We start from the raw sequence: 23,575 nt of genomic DNA, 5'->3' as shown, positions 1-23,575 counted from the left end.
AAAAATGTTCAGAAAATCCTAATGTTATAAACTGTTGGATTGCAAATAACAGCCATAAAAAAAGCGGGTCAGTTTCCTGACCCGCTTTTTGTCGCCTTCAGCCAATTAAATCAGCTTCAGCGAAATCCAGTACAACCCGCCTGACAGCAGGATAGAAGCCGGAAGCGTAAACACCCAGGCCATCAGAATGTTGGTCACGGTTTTGCGCTGCAGACCGCCGCCGTCAACAATCATGGTACCTGCCACGGACGAGGAGAGTACGTGGGTGGTGGATACCGGCATACCGGTGTAGCTCGCCAGACCGATAGACACTGCCGCCGTCATCTGCGCGGACATACCCTGCGCATAGGTCATGCCTTTCTTACCGATCTTCTCGCCGATGGTGGTCGCCACACGACGCCAGCCAATCATCGTACCGATACCCAGCGCCAGCGCGACGGCCATGATGATCCAGATTGGCGCGTACTCAATGGTATTGAGCATATCGCTTTTCAGTTTCTTCAACAGACGCTTGTCGTCACCATTCACCTCTGGCAGCTTCGCGACTTTATCGGTCACGTCGGAGATACAGAGCATGATACGACGCAGCTGACCACGCTGTTCAACGGCCAGTTTATCGTAGCTTTCGATGTTGCCCAGCATACCTTTGGCACGTTCCAGCGCGTTAATCGCATTAGCCGGATGGCAGTGGAATTCGCCTGGCGCGGTGGTGGCACCGGCTTCCGGAGAAGGGATCAGCTGGTCAACGCCGGTCGCTTTTTTCAGCAGCTCAGGGTGCTGCTGGAAATAGGTTTCAACGTTGTTGACCGCATCACGGGTACGGGTGATTTCGTAACCCGAGGCGTTCATATTCACCACGAATCCCGCCGGTGCGACACCGATCAGAACCAGCATCACCAGACCAATGCCTTTCTGCCCGTCGTTCGCGCCGTGAGAGAAGGCCACGCCGATAGCAGAAATGATCAGGGCGATACGCGTCCAGAACGGCGGCTTTTTCTTGCCGTCTTTCTTCTCACGCTCTGCTGGCGTCAGGTGGATACGCGCACGTTTCTTCGTGTTGCTCCAGTAGCGACGCAGGATGAAAATCAATCCACCCGCAACCACCAGACCCACGATAGGGGAGACGATGAGAGAAGCGAAAATGCCCAGTACTTTAGGCAGATTCAGCGCATCAACAACCGATGTCCCGGTCATCAGGGCGTTGGTTAACCCGATACCGATAATCGCGCCGATGAGAGTGTGAGAGCTGGATGCAGGCAGGCCAAAATACCAGGTACCGAGGTTCCAGATAATGGCAGCAAGCAGCATTGAGAACACCATGGCGAGGCCATGACCGGAACTCACGTTAAGCAGCAGATCCGTTGGCAGCATATGCACGATCGCATACGCAACGCTCAGTCCGCCCAGGAGGACACCAAAAAAGTTAAATACCGCCGCCATAACAACCGCAAGCTGCGATCGCATTGCGCGAGTGTAGATAACCGTTGCTACTGCGTTTGCAGTGTCGTGGAAGCCGTTGATCGCTTCGTAAAACAGTACAAAAACCAGAGCAAGCAATAGTAAAAGCCCGGTATGTAAATCCAGGCCGGCAAACAAATGTAGCATAGGACGTTACGCCATTTTGAGGACATGAACGCGGCGCATTATCCAGGACAAATGCGCAACGGGCAAAGTGAAATATAGACTTTTTTTGACATACCACCTGATTTGGGAAAAGTGCCTGAAAGGATAATCGTTAAATTTCAATGGAATGGCTTTGTAATATCTTTTTACGCTGGTGTGACCACAGAGGAAACTTTACAATCCGCGGCAGTTAACGAAGAGGGTTTTGACGTGGAAAGGTTTGATGCCGTGGTTATTGGCGCCGGTGCGGCGGGTATGTTTTGTGCGGCGATGGCCGGACAGGCGGGTCGTCGCGTGCTGTTGCTGGACAACGGGAAAAAGCCTGGCCGCAAGATCCTGATGTCAGGCGGCGGGCGCTGCAACTTCACCAATCTTTATGTCGAACCCGCGGCCTATTTGAGCCAGAACCGCCATTTTTGCAAATCAGCGCTGGCGCGTTACACCCAGTGGGACTTTATCGACCTGGTGGGTAAGCATGGCATCGCGTGGCATGAAAAGACGCTCGGGCAACTCTTCTGCGACGACTCCGCGCAGCAGATTGTCGATATGCTGGTGGCCGAGTGCGAAAAGGGCGGGGTAGTGATGCGCCTGCGCACTGAAGTGCTGGAGGTGGCCCGCGACGAACAGGGGTACACGCTGCAGCTGAACGGTGACACCGTCAGCGCCGATAATCTGGTGATCGCCAGCGGCGGCCTCTCGATGCCGGGGCTGGGCGCGTCACCGTTCGGCTACAAGATTGCCGAGCAGTTTGGCCTGAAGGTGCTGCCAACCCGCGCCGGGCTGGTGCCGTTCACGCTGCATAAGCCGCTGCTGGAGCAGCTACAGACGCTGTCCGGCGTCTCTGTTCCTTCCGTTATTACTGCCGAAGACGGGACGGTATTCCGCGAAAACCTGCTCTTTACCCACCGCGGTCTCTCCGGCCCGGCGGTCCTGCAAATCTCCAGCTACTGGCAGCCGGGGGAATTTGTCTCGGTGAATCTGCTGCCGGACAGCGATCTGGACGCGTTCCTCAACGAACAGCGCGCCGCGCACCCGAATCAGAGCCTGAAAAATACCCTGGCTATGCAGCTGCCGAAGCGTCTGGTGGAGTGTTTGCAGGGGCTGGGGCAGATCCCGGATGTGTCGCTCAAGCAGCTAAACAGCCGCGAGCAGGATACGCTGGTGGATACGCTGACGAACTGGCGCGTTCAGCCAAACGGCACCGAGGGGTATCGCACGGCGGAAGTGACGCTGGGCGGCGTTGATACGAATGAGCTTTCTTCACGCACGATGGAAGCGCGCAACGTGCCGGGGCTCTACTTTATTGGCGAAGTAATGGACGTAACCGGCTGGCTCGGCGGGTACAATTTCCAGTGGGCGTGGTCGAGCGCCTGGGCGTGCGCGCAGGCGCTGCAAGGTGCGCAATAAATTGCCGGGGAGTCTCCTCCCCGGCGGTGTTGCCCATTCAGATGATGTGAGCATTAATCCGGTATCGCGTAATCCGCAATGCGGAAGGTGACCTTACCCGTCCAGGTGTTATCACGGTAAGAACCAATGGCGAGACTGTCCTGAGTGAAGCCATTGAAGCTCCCGGCCGCAATGGACGCGCCGAATTTTTCATACTGATTTTTACCCCAGTAGACTTTCGCAACGCCTTCTCTCACCAGCGTATTAATATTGATCATGCCTTCTTCATCGTCAGCGTAGTCATCCAGGCTTTTACCGCCGTTGATGACGTACACGGCACCCACCTGCGTGCCGCTGCCGTTCACCGCATTCGGATCGCCGATCACCAGGTCTTTTTTACCGTCGCCGTTCAAGTCCACATTACCGAGAATGCTGTTCCCGAACCCTGCCAGCTTGCTGCCAGGCCTGTCGGCGTAAATAGCATAGCCATCGTGTACGCTAAATGTTTTGTTGTAGTTCAGCCGGGTGTGCGCCGCATCGAGGAACAGAGACGATGGCAGCTTACTGCCGTCGGCCTTACCTTTAATAATCCAGACCAGCCCGGAACGTTTTTTATCAATACCCATGTCGGCAGGGGCGCTAATCGCAAAAGCGTTAGCGTGAGCATTCAGGAAGTTACCTAATGGCGTAATGGTGCCGTTATTGGGCTTATCCTGCGTATACGCGCTATGATCGTTACTTCCTTCACCTCCGCCGGACTGACCACCCAGGAAAGCCGCCCCCATACCGTGAATGCGGGTTGCCTGCGTCGCGTTTAGCGAGGCGATGTCGAGATTCCCCTGGTTGAAGCTGCTGCCGTAGACGAGATAGGCCGTGCCGCGTCCATCAGTGCCGCTGTTCTCTGATTTACGGCCTTCATTGACCGATTCCGGGTCGACGATCAGATAATCACTGAAGCCGTCGCCGTTAATATCCCCGACATCGCTGATCTGCTGCCCAAGGTTGTAGTTAAGGGGTTTATCCGGGCCATTGGTGGCGGTCATCTGCGGACGAATATAGGCACCGGTCGCGGCAGGGATCTCCCAGTCGCCCAGGTTGTTGCGCTTAATATCAATGTTCTGCCACTGATCGCCTGGCTTTTGAGCGCCGTAGATAATGATGGCGCCGCCGCGTCCGCCCGTGCCTTCGATATCGCCGATAGCAAGATCGACCATCTTGTTAGCCACGGCAGAATTTTTATATTTAATTGGGCCTACCGCGGCGCCAAACCAGCCGCCGGTATTCGCATTGCCTGAAGAATTCACCGTACGGATGCGAATACCCAGGCGAGCGTCGCCGTTGTCGATATCATTGAGGTCAATCTGATTAGAAAGACGCGCGCCGGTACGGTGATGCGGTCCGCCCCAGATAATATAGACCTGATCATGCCAGTGGGAGGCGATGACTAAATCATCATATCCATCGCCGTTAATATCACCTATTTTACGTACCGCGACGCCCATCCATTTTGTCGTCACTGAGCCAGGCTTATTCGCTTTATTGCTGTGGATAATTTTAAGCGCGTTTTGTGGATCGAATTCACCTACGTTATTGACTTGCTGCATGGGTTTCCCACCGGAAGTCCCGAAAATGACGTACGCGATCCCTTTTGCGCCATCCCCCCAGGGGGCCGTAATGACAATATCTTCACCCGCGATATGCGAACCATTGTCCTTATCGGAAAACTTACCGATCGTGGTCATCGTCATACCGAAATAGTCTTTTTGTTTTTCACCCTTAATAGATACAGGGACAGAATAAGGCTCGATATCGCTGGCGATAACCTGTGATGCCGTGATGCCAGTACCTGATAAAGCTGCAACGCAAAGCGCTACACGCGTTTTCGTTTTGAGTTTCATAGTATATATCCTTATACAAATCCATTTTTCATACCCGGCAACTCATTTGTATAGCGCTATGTGTTGCCGGGAAATAAGAGGTTTCTACGCTGTATTAAGTTTTTTCTTTATTTAAACTCGAAATCCAGCGTGGATGTGGCTTCAAATTTTCCCGGTTGTGGAGACTTTTCTCCTTGTTGGACAGGTGTTGCTATAATAGTGACATTCCCCTCCTGCGTTGGTACGGCCGAACTGCTGCCATCAATTTTATTCCCGTTGTGTTCAAGTTTTATCCCTAAATCATTGCGCTCACCTTCATCATTATGGGTCTTGATAAAACCAGAGCCATTAAAATCGGACGCGCGGAACTTAATACTCACCTTGCTTTCATCTTCAGGATTTTTGCAAGTCACACGAATATCCACGCTTTTTTGCTTACCGGTGGCCTCGGGCTTAAATTCATTCGCGGTAATACTGCCAAACGGGACCTTGATGGTTTGCCCGTCATTAATCATGCATTGTGGTGGAATATCAATTGACAGTTGGAAATTAAGTGTGACAAAAGGTCTGGAGGTGTCATAACTCCCCGTCTGTTTTTTGGCAAAAATGGTCACTAATTCCTGCATAGGAATATCAATGCGGCCTGAAGGAAGCGGTTTAGTTAATTCCAGAGAGACAGTCCCGCTGGAGCCGGTTGCGAACAGAGTATGGTCGTTTTTATCATCACAGTTATTTGTCGCAGGACGTCCATTATCAACACCGGCGGTATTACTCAAATCAACCGGGATATACCGCAATTCATCCTCGCCACCAAGAACGACATTTATACCGATATTAATACCTTTTTCCGCATCCAGAGGATAATAGATAAAGTCTGCGTTACGTTTGCCGCCTCCTGTACCCAGTTTCGCACTGGTAAATCGAAATAAGATACTTTCTGGCACGCTGGAGTCCTGACAGAGGCAGATACCATTAAAATTACCTTTATTATTCCATGTGGATTGGGTTGTGCCGGGTACGTCGTCAGCAGTAAGGTTTTCGATAATATCAAACTTGTGCGCCTGGCCAGATACGGTTGATGTCGGCCAGCAGCTTCCTACAACATCAGCATAAGCTGGCGCGCCCATCAATCCCCCTGCTGCCAGGCATGCGAGTAACGTTAATTTTTTCATTTTTAATTCCTTTATTTATTAACGGATGATTTGCAGGTCTGCGTTAACTGCACAATTCCGCTAATCGTGGGTTCCTGGCCAGAAAGCTGATAGTGAACCTGGCAACGCTGATCGGGTTTCTTACCCCAGCTCACGTCTAACGTCCCTTTTTCTGCCATCCCGGTGAGGAATACGCTGCCTTCATCACCCACAATGCTTGTGGTGGTATTCTGAGAAACAATGGCACCGAACGGAACGGGTTTGCCCTGCGCATCTTTCAGCGTCATCATCAGGCGTTTACCCACCGCCGTGGTGAAACGTGCCCGAACGATAGCCCCCCGGGTGGGAACGACTTTATGGCTGTTACTTTCCAGCTCGACATCGTCAGGTAATGTATCGGGACGCAGCTGGATATTGCTCTCCTGATAAGGTGTCAGGTAAGGCACCACCGCATAGCCCCAGGGGTCGGTGCGCACGCCAGTGTGGTTACGGACGCTGACACCTGCGGCATCCGGCGCTTCAACCAGAGCGACCGTTTCACCCAGCGACTGCGCCAGCGTGACGCCATGAGGATGAACCAGCACGCCCCCGCGCAGGCTGTAATTCAGCCGCTGCGCGTCCCGGCTATAGCCATACCCGGCGCCAACCTGCGCATAGCGTCCGTTATAGCTAAGCGAGGCATCGCTGCTGTTTGCCTGGCTCCCTGGGTTGATATTCTGCTGTACGCTCCAGTTCAGGTTATTGTCCTCAAGGGCGCTGCCGCTCAGGGAAACACTGTGGCCTGGCGAGCGTTTTTCCGCCGCAGAGAAGGTGTAACCGGCACGTGTGGAGCGGAGCCATTTGTCCAGAGGGACGCTCACGCTCAGGCTGAACAGATTGTCCTGGTTATAGAGACGCTGGTTATCCTCTTTTGTCACGTTCAGATAGTGGTTGTAATTCAGGCTATAGCTGATCCCGTTCCAGCTGTTGCCATAGCCCAGCGTGGCGGAGGTCGTGCGTTTTTGGCTCGTGTGGTAGTCCTCGCTGACCAGCATGGCGGAGAGATAGCCGAGGTTTTCTCCCAGGTTTTGGTTTAGCGTCAGTTCTGTACGGCTACGGCGTCGATCCAGGCGCGAGGGTTGCGAGTGATAGCTGCTCAGGGTTTCACCGAGCGTGTAGAAATCGGACGTCGAGTAGCGATAGCCCGCAATCGCAACGTTAGTGCCGGTAGACAGCAAATTTTTGTTATAGCGCAGGCGTAGCGACTGTCCCCGGTTTTTCTCTGCCTGTTTAGTGGTGGCCCAGGCCTGGGTAATATCAAATGACAGTGCGCCAAAATCGCCCATGTTTTTACCCATGCCAAAAAGCAGGGACTGATATTGACTGGCGGCCTGCATGCCTCCGTATATCGAGGTTTCCCACGGCAGACCGTAAATCAGGCTCCCTTGTGAAAACAGGGCATTCTCAGCATCGCTGCTGCTGGAACGATAGCTTCCGCTAATGACTTCATATTTGTATTGCCCTTCCCGCTGCATAACCGCTAACGACGCGTAAGGCACTAAAGAGATTTGTTCGCTGCCATCCGCCTCTTTCACCACAACTTTTAGCTCGCCGCTGCTGCCGAGGTAAAGATCGTTGATGACAAATTCACCAGGCGGGACATAGCTTTGATAAATGCTGTAGCCGTTCTGAAAAATAGTGATCTGGGCATTAGTACGAGCAATACCGCGGATCACCGGCGCATAGCCTCGCAGGCTGCCCGGAAGCATCTGTTCATCCGAGTAAAGCTGAACGCCGCGAAACGGGGTGCTATCAAAGACTTCTGCGGTAGAACTGTTATCCCCGACAATCAGCTGGCTATTCAGGGCGCTGATATCACGCTGCAGATAGGTATAAACCGATTCCCAGCGCCCAGCTTGCCCCTGGCTGTTACTCCAGGTCGAGAAATTGCGTAAACGCCAGGGCCCAACGTTCAGACCCGGACGCAGGCTGAGGTACTGGCTATCGGTTCCCGTCCCGTTGTGCGAGGTCCACGTGGCGCCGCTGTAGTTGTAGCTGAGCATCAGGCCCGGAATACCCTGTTCCCGACGCGCAGGATCGATGTAGCCGTGAGCGTGGCTGTCCAGAGCCGCCTGGGGAATGCTGAGCCTTAACGCCTGCTCGCTGAAGTCAAATTCGCTGCTTGCGAGAGGGATCGCCGACAGATTCGCGCAGCCCTGGGTATCGTCCCGGAGCAACGGGAATGCCGCCGTTTTAACACCAAACGACTGGAGCGTCTCCTCGCTGAGGCACGGTGCGAGGATATTTTTATGCTGCGCGTTCTCTTCGAGTCGAAACGTGATATCGCGCGTGTCGAACATTTTATTGTTAATAAACAGGTCAACACGATAAACGCCGGGTGTCTGGCTCTCTTTGTTCTCAAAGAGAGAAAGATCGACGGCGGTACGCGGCGCGCCACCTGTTTCCAGAAAGGCCGGGTCGAAGTAATCACTGGCGTATAATGCGCTGGGTAATATCCAGGCAAAGCAAAGCGCTGGACGAATGCCCCAAAATATAGTCATGAAAAAATACCCCTGTGAGGTTATTGTTTTAAAATCGTTATTCTATTTTTTGTGTGATTAACTGGCTGTTGCCGCCATAATCATTGATATATTTCCATTGCACGGTGGCATTGTTTTTCAAAAGCGTGTTCCTGAGCGTGAATGTTGTGCTGCTTTTAGGCGCGAGCATGTCAATCTCTGACCATGCTTTGTTATTGATCTTCACCTCCGCAAAAGAAATGTAATAAGACGAGTTGTTGCGTACAATGAGTTCGTTATTTTTAACAGACCATTGCACATTCTTACTAATATCCGTGGGTTCATCCATTAAATTTGACGGACGATAAAATAATTTGATCCGGGTATTTACCGCTATCTGCAGTTTATTAATGTCCTCTCTGGAAGAGGAGGGGATCGATTTTACGTTGATCCAGAAAAGCGACTCGCGATCCTGCGGTAAAGGCGCGCCGTTAAAGATAATACGTAGCGCGTTGGACTTACCTGCATCCATGCGAAAAAGCGGTGGCGTCACAATAAACGGGGCTTTGGTGCCCTGTGAATCTTTGCCCTGTACCCAGCTCTGTACCAGGAACGGGCTGGCAGTATTATTTCTGACTGTAATATTGCTCTCTTTCTTGTCCGCATGATATACCACTCGCGTATTGGATAAGGTCACACTGGCGTGTGACATACAAGAGCCAAAGAGCAGAGCCAGCAGCGTCAGATAGCGTTTCCTTAACATAAAACGTCCTTGCGTTCCGGGCTGTTATTCATTGCCCGGAACTGAGTTGAATGATTTATTTATAGATAATGGTGTAATCCGCAACCGCATCTGCCTTACCGGCGGTCACAGCATCCAGGGATGCTTTATAACGGGCTGAATACAGCAGGGTGGCTGCCCCCGTGGTGCCATCACCGGTAATAGGAACAAATTTATTCGGGTTGTCGCCCAGTTTTAACGATGTTCCATCTTCATTCAGGAATTCAATACCCAAACCCGTTGCAGCGTCGCCACCGGTTTTAAGCGCGAGCAGATTATTATCATTAGCATCATAGGCACCGCCAAATCGTGCTCCGGCTGATTTAAGGACGGCGGTATCGCAGTTAGACAGTTCTATCTGGATACGGTGAATACCCGCAACGTCACCTTTTTCTTTAAATGCTGAAGACGAGATGGTACCCATATCGATCGTTGGGTTCCCCCCCTGACCGTTAATATCGACATCACAGGTGCTCGCGGTAATCATACCCGTGAATTCAATGGTCCCTGCGCCTTTACCTGGCGCTGCATGGCTGGAAGGACTGGCAATTGCAGCCAATAAAAATCCCATGGTAATAACGGATTTATTCATTTTTTAAAATATTCCTCAGTGTGTAAAAGGTAGAACAGTATTATTTCGGGTTAGTCACTCGAAAGCGTTGTTGTGGTCACGGGATGTGGATATTCCGCTAATATGAAACATTAAGGTGGATATTCATCATCGCTTACCAGTCCATGTGAAAAACTTCCATCACAAGAAGTCTGAATATTTTTCTGGGTCAGGTTAACAAGCGTTTAAAAAAAATAAAGTGAGAACATCATGATTTGTCTTTGGTCATTTTAAAATCAATGAGTTATGTTGTTTTTATCAGGGTTTTATCAGCAATTCAGTGTGAGAATTTTACGGCTTATTTACTACTTGCCGTATGTCAGGTTCAGCTCAGATAATAAAACTTTCATAATAATGAAAGAATAATCTCCGGAAGAACACGTTGCCTTCCCGGAAGATGTAAGGGGAATCCTGGCGCTTTTAACATCACATTTACATTGCCGGGCTGGCGTCAAGAAGTGTTATTATTATTCTCTTGCCCGGTGATACGGGCGTTTTCTTTTTTTTGTTGCAAACGTTGCCTCTGCCAGCGCGCAGATGAAGGTTAAGGATAGATTCATGGCTTCTGCTCATCTCGGTTTCCCGACTGAAACCGTTGTTGTCTTTGTGGTGATGGCCGTTGGGGCGATGTTTATCGACCTCTTCATGCACCGTCACGATAAACCTGTTTCGCTGAAAAGTGCGGCCATGTGGTCCGTTTTCTGGTTCTCGATGGCGATGGCCTTCGCCGGTTTTCTGTACATCCACCACGGCGCCGAGATGGCGAGCCTGTTCCTCACCGGTTACGCGCTGGAAGAGGTGCTCTCCATCGATAACCTGTTCGTGATGATGGCGATCTTTGCCTGGTTCGGCGTGCCGGATAAGTACCGTCACCGTGTGCTCTACTGGGGCGTGCTTGGGGCGATTGTCTTCCGCGGTATTTTCGTGGCGATCGGCACCAGCCTGCTGAGCCTGGGGCCGTATGTGGAGGTTATTTTTGCGCTGGTCGTCGGCTGGACGGCGGTGATGATGCTCAAGCGCAATGAAGAGAGTGACGAAGTGGAAGATTACTCGGGTCACCTTGCCTATCGCCTGGTGAAACGCTTCTATCCCGTCTGGCCCAAAATCAGCAGCAACGCGTTTATTCTGACGCAGAAAGAGGTCGATGCGGAGCTTGAAAAGCCGGAAAACCAGGACGTAACGGTTGGCCGCGTGAAGAAGGCGAAGCGCTACGCAACGCCGCTGCTGCTCTGCGTGGCGGTGGTAGAACTCTCTGACGTGATGTTCGCGTTTGACTCCGTACCGGCGATTATTGCGGTAAGCCGCGAGCCGCTGATTATCTACAGCGCCATGATGTTCGCCATTCTCGGCCTGCGTACCCTCTACTTTGTGCTGGAAGCGCTCAAGCAGTATCTGGTGCACCTGGAAAAAGCAGTGGTGCTGCTGCTGTTCTTCGTGGCGTTCAAGCTGGGTCTGAATGCGACCGATCACTTCTGGCACCACGGTTACAGCATTGGCGCGACGGCCAGCCTGTTTGTGGTGTTAGGTGTGCTGGCGCTGGGGATTATTGCGAGCGTGTTGTTCCCGGGGAAACGTGAGGCCTGATGCACCGCTTTTCTCCCTCTCCCTGTGGGAGAGGGCTGGGGTGAGGGCAACAGACCGCACCTAACCCTTAATCGGTGAATTCCGGCGCTTGCGCGGGTGATGGAAGTGCCGCCAGTGAGGATCCTGCGCCGCGGCCAGCAGTTCGTGGTCGCCGCGGGTGTCGCCCCAGGCTCGCAGATGATAGTCGTTCAGATCGCCATACACCTTCTCCAGCCTCGCCACTTTCTGGGCGCAGCGGCAGTTATTGCCCGTAATGCGTCCCGTCAGCTTGCCGTCCTTCACTTCCAGCTGCGTGCCAATCAGCTTAATGCCGAGCCTGTCCGCCCACGGCTGGAGCACCAGCGCCGGCGACGCAGAGCAGATCGTCACTTCCGCGCCGGAATTCACTTCAGCCGCCACCGCCAGAACCCCTTCGGGGCGCATCAGCTTGTTCCAGTATTTTTCGCAAAAGGCTTCCGCCTGCTGGCGTAGCCAGTGTTCGTCCACGCCCGTCAGGAACGTTTTAATCAGCACTTCCTTCAGCTCATCACGCGTCAGCTTGCGGCGCACGCAGTGGAGCGTGGGCAGCGCCATGCGCACCAGACGACCCGCAAAGTAGCGTTTCCCAAAGGCAAAACGCAGGAAAGGGATAAAGCTGTCGTGGTGCGTGAGCGTCCCGTCAAAGTCAAAGACAGAGAGCACGCTGGATTTCGCCACCGTCTCGTCGGCAATCATATTGGTCATAAATACGTCTTAGCTGAATTACACATTCTGTCGATCAGTTTACCTGCTTTATCTGAACAGTCCTTACATCACCACCCTTTTTTTCTCAATCTTGCGATCTGAAAGTGAGTCCAATTTTGGCCTCAATAATGATTGGTGAAAAAGTGAGCAGTCTATATTATCGCCACATCGAAAGATATTTCGGGGGAACGTTGGCCTCCACAGGTAAGGAAAAATTCACTCTTAGCTCCTGTTTAGATATGACATTCAGATCGCTTATTTCAATCCTCACGTTAAGTTTTGCTTCGTTTTCCGCACTGAGTTTCCAGCTGCCCGCATCGATGATCTCCGCCGATAGCACATTTGCGGAATCGCCGGTGAAGTCGGCCCTGCTTCACCAGGAGACAGGCCCACTCCGCTCCCGGATACTGGATCAATACCAGAAATGGAAAGGGACTCACTATCAGTGGGGCGGCACCACACACCGCGGAGTGGATTGCTCCGCGCTTATGCAGCATCTGTTCAGCGATGCGGCGCATCTTTATCTGCCGCGCACGACGAGCGAGCAGATCCATCGCGGTGTACAGGTAGCGCAATACCGTCTGAAGGCGGGAGATTTGGTCTTCTTCCAGACGGGCCCGAACCGCAGACACGTTGGCGTGTATATCGGTAACAGCCAGTTTATTCATGCCTCCAGCAGCCAGGGCGTAACGGTCTCAACCCTGACTGATGACTACTGGCAGGATCGTTACATTACCGCCCGTCGTATCGCGGGCAGCGCCGCCTGACGACATTAAATAATGTCATCCACCACGCCACCATCGACGCGCAATGCCGCGCCTGAGGTGGCGGAGGCCTGCGTCGAACAGACATAAATCACCATATTAGCCACCTCTTCAACGGTGGCGGCGCGCTGGATAACCGAGCTGGGGCGGTTGGTCATGACAAATTCTTTCGCCAGCTGCTCCAGCGATTTACCGGTTTTCTCGATCTCATCTTTCATCATTTCAGCGAAACCGTCGGACATCGTCGGGCCCGGCAGCACGCTGTTCACCGTCACGCCGCTTCCCGCCACGAACTTCGCCAGCCCGCGCGCCAGCGAAAGCTGGGCCGTTTTGGTCACCCCGTAGTGAATCATGTCTGCCGGGATATTGCAGGCTGACTCGGAGGAGATAAACACCACGCGGCCCCAGCCTTTTTTCACCATGCCCGGCAGCAGGGCGCGGGAGAGGCGCACGCCGGACATCACGTTGGTCTGCCAGTAGCGCTCCCAGGTTTCATCGTCGGTGCCATAGAAATCCTGCGGGCCGTAAATCCCGGCGTTGTTCACCAGAATATCGACGTCGCTCGCAACCTTCAGCAGCGATTCAACCCCTTCCGCGGTGCTGAGATCGGCAATGGCTGCACGCACCTGCACGCCAGGCACAACCTGCTGCAGCTGCTGAATACCTTTGTTCACCGAGTCGGTGCTGCGGCCATTAACGATCACTTCCGCGCCGCTTTCTGCCAGGCCTCTGGCAATGGCAAACCCGATCCCGCCGGTTGAGGCGGTGACCAGGGCCACTTTCCCCGCAAAGTCGATTTTCATCATCAGCTCCTTATCGTTTTAACGTTCGGACCTTAAAGCGTAGCAGGTGATGATGACGGCTCCTGGCTAAAAAGGCGCAGCAGGGTTTCAACCTGCTCATCCAGCGGGGCGAGGGTGCGCTTCACGATCAGATGCAGCGGCGTTGCCCGACGAACGCCGTGGCTCAGCGGGAGGAGTTTCAGTACGCCTTGCTCCAGCTGGGGCTGAATGCGTTCCTCTGGCAGCCAGCCGTAGCCGACCTGCGAGACGACCGCCTCTATGGCAGCGTCGATGGTCGAGAACGTCCACGACTCGCCGGCAGCCCGCGCGGCGTTCTGGCTGTCCGCAATCTGGATTAGCGGCCACGGGCGCAGCATCTCATCATTCAGCGGCGCGTCGAGGCTAAAGAGGGGATGCTGATGATGCGCCACGGCGACAAAGTCAATATTCATCAGCCATTCGCCGAGCCCGGTAATGTCCTGGCGGCGGGTTAAAACCATCACATCGGCCTCGTTGTTCATGGCATCGGCGCGGGTATTTTCCAGCACCTCCGTGAGGCGGACCTGAGTTTGCGGATACTGCTGCTGGAACTGACGCAGAATGGCGAACAGGCGGCGGCGTGGGAAAATCGAGTCCACCACCAGGTCCAGCCGCGTGCGCATCCCGTTACGAAGGGTCGCCGCGCGCGTCTCGACATACGAAAACGCTTTCAGCAGCGGTTTCACCTGGCCGAGAAGCAATTCTCCGGCCGGGGTCAACACCGCCCTGCGCCCCTCCGGCGCCAGCAGCGCCACGCCCAGCCGCTCCTGCAGCAGCGACAGGTTATAGCTCACCGAGGACTGACTGCGGTGGGTTTCTTCCGCAGCTTTGGCAAAGCTGCCCGCATCCACCACTTTTTCCAGTAAGGCCCACTGTTCCAGCGTCGTCTTGTGCATAATTTATCTAAAATTTGAATGAATTTGATTAAAACATAGCGTTATTCATTCATTTTTTGAAGGCTTAAGATCGTCTCATCAAAACGAAGGAGACATCTTATGAACACATTCGATAAACACGACTTAAGCGGCTTCGTTGGCAAACATCTGGTTTATACCTATGACAACGGCTGGAATTACGAAATTTACGTCAAAAACGAGACTACTCTCGACTACCGTATTCACAGCGGTCTGGTGGCGAACCGTTGGGTTAAAGATCAGCAGGCTTACATCGTGCGGGTAGGGGAGAGCATCTATAAAATCTCCTGGACCGAGCCAACCGGTACGGACGTTAGCCTGATTGTGAACCTGGGCGACAAACTGTTCCACGGCACCATCTTCTTCCCGCGTTGGGTCATGAACAACCCGGAAAAAACCGTCTGCTTCCAGAACGACCATATTCCGCTGATGAACAGCTATCGCGATGCGGGGCCTGCATATCCAACAGAAGTGATTGACGAATTTGCCACCATCACCTTTGTACGCGACTGCGGTGCGAACAACGAAAGCGTGATTGCCTGCGCGGCCAGCGAGTTACCGAAAAACTTTCCCGATAACTTAAAATAAGCGCGACAATTAACTAAAAAGAAAAGTTCCCGGTTATTTCTGCTTTTACAGAAATAACCGGGATTTTTTTTGTTTGTTGATGTTTGGTTTAAAATAACATTTTGTAAAAATTGAGTTTGATCACGAAATAAATAATTCATAATTACATAAGCTATTGTTTATAAATAAATTAATATTGATTTAGTTACATCTTAATTACGCATCTTAATTTTTCCCTAAGAAATGAACGATACCTTGATATGAGTTTATGGTTCGTTGAAATAAACGAAAAAGTAATTGGTTAATATCAAGCGCGTGCCATTCTTATTGCAAGGAAATTAATGATGAGTGATTTTTTGCCTTTTTCCCGCCCGTCGATGGGTAGTGAGGAATTAGCGGCGTTGCAGGAGGTTTTAACCTCCGGCTGGATCACCACAGGGCCTAAAAATCAGGAACTTGAAGCGGCATTTTGTCAGCTGACGGGGAACCAGCACGCGATTGCCGTCTGCTCGGCGACGGCGGGCATGCACGTTACGCTGATGGCGCTGGATATTGGTCCGGGCGATGAGGTCATTACCCCCTCCCAAACCTGGGTCTCCACGCTGAATATGATCGTGCTGCTGGGCGCCACGCCGGTCATGATCGATGTGGACAAAGAGACATTGATGGTGACACCGGAAGCGGTTGAAGCCGCCATTACCCCGCGTACCAAAGCGATTATTCCCGTGCATTACGCCGGCGCGCCGTGTGATATCGACGCCATTCATGCCGTCGGTGAGCGTCACGGTATTACGGTGATTGAAGACGCGGCCCATGCCGCCGGAACGTACTACAAGAACCGTCACGTGGGCTGGAAAGGCACGGCGATTTTTTCCTTCCACGCCATCAAAAACATGACCTGCGCGGAAGGTGGTTTAGTCGTCACGGATAACGCCCGGCTTGCCGCGCGGATCCGCAGCCTGAAATTCCACGGCCTGGGCGTGGATGCCTATGACCGCCAGACGCACGGCCGCGCGCCGCAGGCCGAAGTGATCTCCCCGGGCTTTAAGTACAACCTCGCAGATATCAACGCCGCGCTGGCGCTGGTACAGCTGGGTAAGCTGAAAGAGGCCAACCTACGCCGCGAGGCAATCGCGCAACGCTACCTGCGCGAGCTTGCCGATACGCCGTTCCAGCCGCTGAGCATTCCGTCATGGCCACACGTTCACGCCTGGCACCTGTTTATTATTCGCGTTGATGAAGCGCGCTGCGGGATCTCACGCGACAACCTGATGGCGGCGCTGAAGGAGCAAGGCATCGGCACCGGCCTTCATTTCCGCGCGGCGCACACCCAAAAATACTACCGCGAGCGTTTTCCTGATGTATCGCTTCCGAATTCGGAATGGAACAGCGCGCGTATTTGTTCTCTCCCTCTTTTCCCGGACATGACTCATGACGACACAACCCGCGTCATTACCGCGCTCCATCAGCTTGCAGGACATTGATATGTTCAGCGCACCGCCTGTACAAAAAGTTTCTGTGGTCATCCCAGTTTATAACGAGCAGGAGAGCCTGCCCGAGCTGATCCGCCGCACCACGGCAGCCTGCGACACGATGGGCAAAGCCTATGAAATTCTGCTGGTGGACGACGGCAGCAGCGATGATTCCGCGCTGATGCTGACCGAAGCCGCCCAGGCCGAAGGCAGCCATATTGTCGCCGTGCTGCTCAACCGTAACTATGGCCAGCACTCCGCCATTATGGCCGGGTTCAGCCACGTTACGGGCGATCTGATTATCACCCTGGACGCGGATCTGCAAAACCCGCCGGAGGAGATCCCGCGCCTGGTGGCGAAAGCCGATGAAGGCTATGACGTGGTCGGCACGGTGCGTCAGAACCGTCAGGACAGCCTGTTCCGCAAGCTGGCCTCACGCACCATCAATCGTCTTATTCAGCGCACCACCGGTAAAGCAATGGGCGATTACGGCTGCATGCTGCGCGCCTACCGCCGCCATATTGTCGACGCCATGCTGCACTGCCATGAGCGCAGCACCTTTATTCCGATCCTCGCCAACACCTTTGCCCGCAAGGCAACGGAAATTCCGGTCCTGCACGCCGAGCGCGAGCACGGGGAATCGAAGTACAGCTTTATGCGTCTCATCAACCTGATGTACGACCTCGTCACCTGCCTGACCACCACGCCGCTGCGCCTGCTGAGCGTGTTCGGCAGCATCATCGCCCTGGCCGGCTTTACGCTGTCCGTCCTGCTGGTGGTGCTGAGGCTGGTCTTTGGCCCGCAGTGGGCGGCGGAAGGGGTCTTCATGCTTTTTGCCGTGCTGTTTATGTTCATCGGCGCCCAGTTCGTCGGAATGGGCCTGCTCGGTGAATACATAGGCCGTATCTATAACGATGTTCGCGCACGTCCGCGCTACTTTATTCAACGTGTTGTCCGTCAGGAACACAAAGCATCTCAAGAGGAAAACCACCCATGAAAGCCGTTGTATTTGCCTATCACGATATGGGGTGCGCGGGCACGCTGGCCCTGCTGGAAGCGGGCTATGACATTGCTGCAATCTTTACCCATCCGGACGCGGCGGGAGAGAATCACTTCTTCGGCTCCGTGGCGCGTATCGCCGCCGAGCGCGGTATTCCGGTTTATGCCCCGGACGACGTCAACCACCCGCTGTGGGTGGATCGCATCCGCGCGCTCGCACCTGATGTCATCTTCTCGTTCTACTATCGCAACCTGATCTGCGACGAGATCTTAGGTTTAGCCGCTAAAGGGGCCTTTAACCTTCACGGCTCTCTGCTGCCCGCCTACCGTGGCCGCGCGCCGCTGAACTGGGTGCTGGTCAACGGCGAAACGGAAACGGGCGTGACGCTGCACCGCATGGTGCGCCGCGCGGATGCCGGGGCCATCGTCGCCCAGCAGCGCGTGGCAATCGACGCGGATGAAACCGCGCTTGAGCTGCATCATAAACTCTGCACCGCGGCGCAAAGCCTGCTGCGTGACGCGCTGCCAGCCATCCTCAACGGCACCTTCAGCGAGACCGAGCAGGACGAAAGCAAGGCCAGCTGCTTTGGCCGCCGCGCGCCGGAAGATGGTCGCCTGGACTGGAATAAACCCGCCCGCCAGCTGCACAACCTGGTGCGCGCCGTGACCGACCCGTGGCCGGGCGCGTACAGCTTTGCGGGCGTAAGCAAATTTATCGTCTGGAAATCCCGCGTGCGTGACGATATCCCGGCCGCTAAGCCAGGAACCGTCGTCTCCGTCTCCCCGCTGATTGTGAGCTGCGGCGAGCAGGCGCTGGAGATCGTCACCGGGCAGACCGACAACGGCCTGTACGTTCAGGGCACGCAGCTGGCGCAGTCTCTGGGTCTGGTGACCGGGGCGCTGATCACCAGCGCGCCGGTGGTTGCCATCAAGCGCCGCACGCGCGTGCTGATCCTCGGCGTGAACGGCTTTATCGGGAACCACCTGACCGAACGTCTGCTCAAAGACGATAACTACGAGATTTACGGTCTGGATATCGGCTCTGACGCCATCAGCCGTTTCCTCAACAACCCGCGCTTCCACTTTGTGGAAGGGGATATCAGCATTCACTCCGAGTGGATCGAATATCACATTAAAAAATGCGACGTGGTGCTGCCGCTGGTCGCCATCGCCACGCCAATCGAGTACACCCGTAACCCGCTGCGCGTGTTCGAGCTGGACTTCGAAGAGAACCTGAAGATCATCCGCGACTGCGTGAAATACGACAAGCGCATCATCTTCCCGTCCACCTCTGAAGTGTACGGCATGTGTACCGACAAAAACTTCGATGAGGATGCCTCCAGCCTGGTGGTCGGGCCAATCAACAAGCAGCGCTGGATCTACTCTGTCTCCAAGCAGCTACTGGACCGCGTAATTTGGGCCTACGGCGAGAAAGAGGGTCTGCGCTTTACCCTGTTCCGTCCGTTTAACTGGATGGGCCCGCGTCTGGATAACCTGAACGCGGCGCGAATCGGCAGCTCCCGCGCGATCACTCAGCTGATCCTGAACCTGGTCGAAGGCTCGCCTATCAAGCTGATTGAAGGCGGGAGCCAGAAACGCTGCTTTACGGACATCAGCGACGGTATCGAAGCCCTGTTCCGCATCATTGAGAACAAAGATAACCGCTGCAACGGTGAGATCATTAACATCGGTAACCCGGAAAACGAGGCGAGCATTCGCGAGCTGGCAGAGATGCTGCTGGCCAGCTTTGAGCGCCACCCGCTGCGCGATCGCTTCCCGCCGTTTGCCGGTTTCCGCGAAGTGGAAAGCAGCAGCTACTACGGTAAGGGCTACCAGGACGTCGAGCACCGTAAGCCAAGCATCCGCAACGCGAAGCGCTGCCTGAACTGGACGCCGACGGTGAAGATGGAGCAGACCATTGATGAAACGCTCGACTTCTTCCTGCGCACCGTGGAGCTGTCGGAACAGGCCTCATGAAAAAAGTCGGTTTACGCATTGATGTCGACACCTTCAGGGGAACGCGTGACGGCGTGCCCAGACTGCTGGAACTGCTGAGCAGGCACGGCGTGCGTGCCAGCATTTTCTTCAGCGTGGGGCCTGACAACATGGGACGCCATTTATGGCGTCTGGTTAAACCGGCATTTCTGTTCAAAATGCTGCGCTCGCGCGCGGCATCGCTCTACGGCTGGGATATTTTGCTGGCCGGCACCGCCTGGCCCGGCAGACGCATCGGCGCGGGTAATGAAGCGGTTATCCGCGCGGCGGCGCAGCAACACGAGGTCGGCCTGCATGCCTGGGATCATCACGCCTGGCAGGCGTGGGCGGGCGTCTGGGATATCCCGCGCCTGTCCCGTGAGGTCGAGCGTGGAATGCTGGAGCTTGAGGCCATCATCGGTCAGCCCGTGCGCTGTTCCGCCGTGGCGGGATGGCGTGCCGACCAGCGGGTGGTCAAAGCCAAAGAGCATTTCGCGTTTCGCTACAATAGCGACTGTCGTGGAACCGGGCCGTTTTTGCCGCTGTTGGGCGAAAATCGCTACGGTACGGTGCAAATTCCGGTCACGCTTCCTACGTGGGATGAAGTGGTGGGGCGCGAGGTGAAGGCGGAAGCATTTAATCGCTACATTCTGGACCGCATCCATCGTGACGCCGGAACGCCGGTCTATACCATCCATGCCGAAGTGGAAGGGATTGCCTGGCAGCATGATTTCGATGAACTGCTGACGATGGCCGCCCGGGAAGGCATTGCGTTCTGTCCGATGAGCGAGCTGCTGCCGGACGACCTCAGCACCCTGCCCGTGGGTAAAGTCGTCCGTAATGAACTGGCTGGCCGGGAAGGCTGGCTTGGCTATCAACAAACCGTGAGTCCGGTCCCATGAAAACAGCCCGTTATGGCGTAGCGCTTTTCGCACTGTTTATCGTTTATTACTTCATTCCGGTCGATATTCGCCTGCTTTGGCAGCCAGATGAAACGCGCTATGCGGAAATCAGCCGCGAAATGCTGGCATCGGGTGACTGGGTTGTCCCGCATTTCCTCGGGCTGCGCTACTTTGAAAAGCCGATTGCCGGCTACTGGATCAACACTATCGGACAATGGCTGTTCGGGCATACGAACTTTGCCGTACGCGCCGGGTCGATCTTCTCCACCGGGCTCGCGGCGCTGCTGGTGATCTGGATGGCCTGGCGTCTCTGGCGGGATAAGCGTACGGCCATTTTCTCCGGCCTGATCTTTCTGACCCTGTTCCTGGTGTATGGCATCGGCACCTATGCGGTGCTGGACCCCATCGTCACCCTGTGGCTGGTGGCGGCGATGTGCAGCTTCTGGCTCGCCTCACAGGCGCGCACCGTGGCCGGAAAAGCGGGCGGCTATGTGCTGCTTGGGCTGGCCTGCGGGATGGGGGTGATGACCAAAGGCTTCCTGGCGCTGGCGGTACCGGTGATCGGCGTGCTGCCGTGGGTGATTGCCCAAAAGCGCTGGAAAGAGGTGCTGATTTTTGGCTGGCTCGCGGTCCTGAGCTGCGTGCTGATTGTTCTGCCGTGGGGGCTGGCCATTGCGCACCGCGAGCCTGATTTCTGGCGCTACTTCTTCTGGGTTGAGCATATTCAGCGTTTTGCCCAGAGCGACGCGCAGCATAAAGCTCCGTTCTGGTATTACCTGCCGTTCCTGCTCGCGGGCAGCCTGCCGTGGCTGGCGCTGCTGCCAGGCGCGCTGCGTCTTGGCTGGAATGACAGACAAAACGTGGGCGGCGGGTTCTACCTGCTGGGGTGGGTGGTGATGCCGCTGCTGTTTTTCAGCATCGCTAAAGGCAAGCTGCCGACCTATATCCTGCCCTGTTTTGCCCCGCTGGCTATCCTGATGGCGCGCTATGCCTGCCTCGCGGCGGAAAAAGGGGCCAGAGCGTTGCGCATTAACGGCGGCATTAACCTGGCGTTTGGCGCTATCGGCGTGGTGGCGGCGCTGGCGGTCTCGCCGTGGGGGCTGGCTAAGCATCCGGTCTGGACATCGGTCGAACTGTATAAAGTCTTCTGCGCGGTGGTGGCGTTCCTTATCTGGGGCGCGGTAGGCTGGTTTACGCTGCGGCAGAGCCAGCGGCGCTGGTGGCTGGCGGCGCTGTGTCCTGCGGGTCTGGCGTTGTTGATTGGTTTTGCCATTCCGAACCTGGTGGTGGATTCCAAGCAGCCGCAGTCGCTGGTGGATACCGTGCGCGAGCCGCTTCAGGGCAGCCGCTTTGTGCTGACCAATAACGTTGGCGTGGCTGCGGGCCTGGCGTGGGAGCTGAAGCGCAGTGACATCACGCTGTTTGCTCAGAGCGGCGAGCTGCGCTACGGGCTGGATTATCCCGATGCGAAAGATCGCTTTGTCAGTGAAGACGACTTCGCGCAGTGGCTGGCAACGCATCGTAAGCAGGGAAGCGTGTCGCTGGTGATGCTGCTGTCTAAACGTGACGATATTGCAGAGGCGAATTTACCGCAGCCGGACAATCTCTATATCCAGGGGCGTCTGGCCCTGCTGGAGTATCTGCCGAAGTGATGACCTGGACCTGGCTCATACTGGCAAGCCTGCTGAGCTGCGCGGGACAGCTGTGCCAGAAACAGGCTACCCGTCCGGCGAAAGTCGGACGGCGTGGCGCGCACATCATGCGGTGGCTTGGCCTGGCGATGCTGGCGCTGGGCTGCGGAATGCTGGTCTGGCTGATGGTGCTGCAGCGCCTGCCCGTCGGCGTAGCTTACCCTATGCTGAGCCTCAATTTTGTCTGGGTGACGCTGGCGGCGAAGGTCTTCTGGCGCGAGCACGTTGCTGTGCACCACTGGCTGGGGGTCGGGTTCATTATCATGGGGATTATCGTGCTGGGAGGAAGCCTGTGAAAGGCGCGTTCTGGGCGTTATGCAGCGTACTGTTAGTCAGCGCCGCACAGCTGTTGCTGCGCGATGCCATGCAGGCTCTGCCGCCGGTCAGCGATTTTCTGACGTTTATCTCCGCGCTGTGGCACGTTTCGTCCGGCACGGGCGCGCTGCTGCTGGGGTTAACGGGATACGTTGCCTCCATGGGCTGCTGGTATCTGGCGCTGCATCGCATGGCGCTCAGCAAAGCGTATGCCTTGCTGAGCCTCAGCTATATCCTGGTGTGGGGCGCGGCAATCCTGCTGCCCGGCTGGGGGGAGCACTTCTCCTGGCATGGGCTGCTGGGCGTCGCGTTGATTATGCTGGGTGTACTGGTGATTTTCCTGCCCCGACGTGAATAATCGACTCGGTGGTCAGGGTGTAAGGGGTCGAGGTACAGACGGCAAGGCTCAGAGAACCGAGCTGCAGCTGGCTGACCGAGTGCGACTGCGCCGTGCTGTCGATGCTGACAATCTGCCAGGCGCTGCCGCCGCGCTGTTTCACAATCGCTTCTTTGCGCGTCCAGATACGCCAGAAGGCAGAAAGCTGTTCCTCGGGCGCTTCACGCTCCAGCTCGTCATGCTCTGTCAGGCTGAAAACGGCGTTGGCCAGCGCCTGCCAGTTCTTGCGGGGGCGAATCACTTCGATATCGCAGCCCACTTCGCCTTCATCGCTCATCAGCAGGGCGATATCATCACCGCTATGGCTCAGGTTGAACCACAGCGGGTCCCCCTTCGCAAAAGCCGGCTTCCCCTGCTCGCCGTAAATGATGTCGGGGAGCGGGTGAGGGGATAATGTTCTGGCGAGCAGCGTCCGGCCAGCCAGCCAGGAGGCCTGTCGTGCACCCTGAGGTGCCTTATCTGCAAGCGTTGACGCCAGCGGGTCCGCGCAAAGGGTGGAAATTTTTCCCAGTACAAACCGGTACAT

General features: G+C 55.2%; 21 protein-coding genes. 11 read left to right on the top strand and 10 right to left on the bottom strand.

Translation table 11 applies throughout. The annotated features are described in order from the left end of the window. Positions 1–105 precede the first annotated feature (105 nt). Positions 106–1,605 carry an inorganic phosphate transporter PitA gene (gene pitA / locus IM299_RS17965; RefSeq protein WP_028014734.1) on the bottom strand — a complete coding sequence of 500 codons (1,500 nt, stop codon included), beginning with the start codon at positions 1,603–1,605 and terminating at the stop codon, positions 106–108. 228 nt (positions 1,606–1,833) lie between these two features. On the opposite strand from pitA, the gene IM299_RS17960 reads away from it, so the two are divergent. Continuing rightward, positions 1,834–3,030 carry an NAD(P)/FAD-dependent oxidoreductase gene (locus IM299_RS17960; RefSeq protein ID WP_193357895.1) on the top strand — a complete coding sequence of 399 codons (1,197 nt, stop codon included), beginning with the start codon at positions 1,834–1,836 and terminating at the stop codon, positions 3,028–3,030. Positions 3,031–3,083: 53 nt separating this feature from the next. On the opposite strand, the gene IM299_RS17955 is transcribed toward IM299_RS17960, so the two are convergent. The 5 genes from IM299_RS17955 to IM299_RS17935 all read right to left on the bottom strand — a co-directional run bounded on the left by IM299_RS17955 (position 3,084) and on the right by IM299_RS17935 (position 9,908). Further along, positions 3,084–4,907: an integrin alpha gene (locus tag IM299_RS17955; RefSeq protein WP_048957398.1), complete on the bottom strand. Its 1,824-nt coding sequence runs from the start codon at positions 4,905–4,907 to the stop codon at positions 3,084–3,086. Between the two features lie 107 nt (positions 4,908–5,014). Next, the gene (locus tag IM299_RS17950; protein WP_048957397.1) at positions 5,015–6,058 is read right to left on the bottom strand and encodes a fimbrial protein; all 1,044 of its coding nucleotides are present in this window, start codon (positions 6,056–6,058) and stop codon (positions 5,015–5,017) included. An 11-nt stretch (positions 6,059–6,069) separates the two neighbouring features. Continuing rightward, complete coding sequence (locus IM299_RS17945; RefSeq protein ID WP_193357894.1) at positions 6,070–8,577, bottom strand: fimbria/pilus outer membrane usher protein; 2,508 nt, start codon at positions 8,575–8,577, stop codon at positions 6,070–6,072. Positions 8,578–8,614: 37 nt separating this feature from the next. Beyond that, entirely contained in the window at positions 8,615–9,298 is a 684-nt protein-coding gene (locus IM299_RS17940) for a molecular chaperone (RefSeq protein ID WP_193357893.1), read from the bottom strand. A gap of 55 nt (positions 9,299–9,353) precedes the next feature. Further along, complete coding sequence (locus IM299_RS17935) at positions 9,354–9,908, bottom strand: fimbrial protein (RefSeq protein WP_045259397.1); 555 nt, start codon at positions 9,906–9,908, stop codon at positions 9,354–9,356. 576 nt (positions 9,909–10,484) lie between these two features. Between IM299_RS17935 and IM299_RS17930 the strand changes: the two genes are divergently transcribed. Then, entirely contained in the window at positions 10,485–11,510 is a 1,026-nt protein-coding gene (locus IM299_RS17930) for a TerC/Alx family metal homeostasis membrane protein (RefSeq protein WP_045259396.1), read from the top strand. A gap of 60 nt (positions 11,511–11,570) precedes the next feature. Here IM299_RS17930 and IM299_RS17925 read toward each other — a convergent pair whose 3' ends face one another. Next, entirely contained in the window at positions 11,571–12,233 is a 663-nt protein-coding gene (locus IM299_RS17925) for an HAD family hydrolase (protein WP_028014726.1), read from the bottom strand. A 239-nt stretch (positions 12,234–12,472) separates the two neighbouring features. On the opposite strand from IM299_RS17925, the gene IM299_RS17920 reads away from it, so the two are divergent. Next, a complete protein-coding gene (locus IM299_RS17920) occupies positions 12,473–13,000 on the top strand; it encodes an NlpC/P60 family protein (RefSeq protein ID WP_041911872.1) in 528 nt (175 codons plus the stop codon). Positions 13,001–13,005: 5 nt separating this feature from the next. On the opposite strand, the gene IM299_RS17915 is transcribed toward IM299_RS17920, so the two are convergent. Both IM299_RS17915 and IM299_RS17910 read right to left on the bottom strand, forming a co-directional pair. Continuing rightward, a complete protein-coding gene (locus tag IM299_RS17915) occupies positions 13,006–13,800 on the bottom strand; it encodes an SDR family NAD(P)-dependent oxidoreductase (protein WP_028014724.1) in 795 nt (264 codons plus the stop codon). Between the two features lie 32 nt (positions 13,801–13,832). Next, entirely contained in the window at positions 13,833–14,714 is an 882-nt protein-coding gene (locus tag IM299_RS17910) for a LysR family transcriptional regulator (protein WP_041911874.1), read from the bottom strand. 99 nt (positions 14,715–14,813) lie between these two features. Here IM299_RS17910 and IM299_RS17905 point away from each other — a divergent pair, with 99 nt between their 5' ends. The 8 genes from IM299_RS17905 (at position 14,814) to arnF (ending at position 23,010) form a co-directional block, all read left to right on the top strand. Further along, a complete protein-coding gene (locus IM299_RS17905) occupies positions 14,814–15,320 on the top strand; it encodes a phenolic acid decarboxylase (protein WP_028014722.1) in 507 nt (168 codons plus the stop codon). 323 nt (positions 15,321–15,643) lie between these two features. Further along, positions 15,644–16,783 carry a UDP-4-amino-4-deoxy-L-arabinose aminotransferase gene (gene arnB / locus IM299_RS17900; protein WP_069733653.1) on the top strand — a complete coding sequence of 380 codons (1,140 nt, stop codon included), beginning with the start codon at positions 15,644–15,646 and terminating at the stop codon, positions 16,781–16,783. 1 nt (position 16,784) lies between these two features. Continuing rightward, entirely contained in the window at positions 16,785–17,768 is a 984-nt protein-coding gene (gene arnC, locus IM299_RS17895) for an undecaprenyl-phosphate 4-deoxy-4-formamido-L-arabinose transferase (protein WP_045631456.1), read from the top strand. Further along, a complete protein-coding gene (gene arnA, locus IM299_RS17890) occupies positions 17,765–19,747 on the top strand; it encodes a bifunctional UDP-4-amino-4-deoxy-L-arabinose formyltransferase/UDP-glucuronic acid oxidase ArnA (protein WP_193357892.1) in 1,983 nt (660 codons plus the stop codon). The genes arnC and arnA overlap by 4 nt, the downstream gene beginning before the upstream one ends. Further along, positions 19,744–20,646, top strand: a complete 903-nt coding sequence (gene arnD, locus IM299_RS17885; protein ID WP_048957394.1) for a 4-deoxy-4-formamido-L-arabinose-phosphoundecaprenol deformylase — start codon at positions 19,744–19,746, stop codon at positions 20,644–20,646. The genes arnA and arnD overlap by 4 nt, the downstream gene beginning before the upstream one ends. Continuing rightward, entirely contained in the window at positions 20,643–22,298 is a 1,656-nt protein-coding gene (arnT, locus tag IM299_RS17880; RefSeq protein ID WP_041911879.1) for a lipid IV(A) 4-amino-4-deoxy-L-arabinosyltransferase, read from the top strand. Before arnD ends, arnT begins: the two co-directional genes overlap by 4 nt. Next, a complete protein-coding gene (arnE, locus tag IM299_RS17875) occupies positions 22,298–22,633 on the top strand; it encodes a 4-amino-4-deoxy-L-arabinose-phosphoundecaprenol flippase subunit ArnE (RefSeq protein WP_048957393.1) in 336 nt (111 codons plus the stop codon). Before arnT ends, arnE begins: the two co-directional genes overlap by 1 nt. After that, positions 22,630–23,010 (top strand): 4-amino-4-deoxy-L-arabinose-phosphoundecaprenol flippase subunit ArnF, encoded by a 381-nt coding sequence (arnF, locus tag IM299_RS17870; protein ID WP_028014715.1) that lies wholly within the window; start codon positions 22,630–22,632, stop codon positions 23,008–23,010. Before arnE ends, arnF begins: the two co-directional genes overlap by 4 nt. On the opposite strand, the gene acpT is transcribed toward arnF, so the two are convergent. Beyond that, the gene (gene acpT, locus IM299_RS17865; protein ID WP_028014714.1) at positions 22,967–23,575 is read right to left on the bottom strand and encodes a 4'-phosphopantetheinyl transferase AcpT; all 609 of its coding nucleotides are present in this window, start codon (positions 23,573–23,575) and stop codon (positions 22,967–22,969) included. The two genes, arnF and acpT, sit on opposite strands and share 44 nt — an antisense overlap.

The organism is Enterobacter cloacae complex sp. P47BA (genome assembly GCF_014930485.1).
Lineage (GTDB): Bacteria > Pseudomonadota > Gammaproteobacteria > Enterobacterales > Enterobacteriaceae > Enterobacter > Enterobacter bugandensis.
This window is presented reverse-complemented; position numbering and strand designations above follow the sequence as displayed.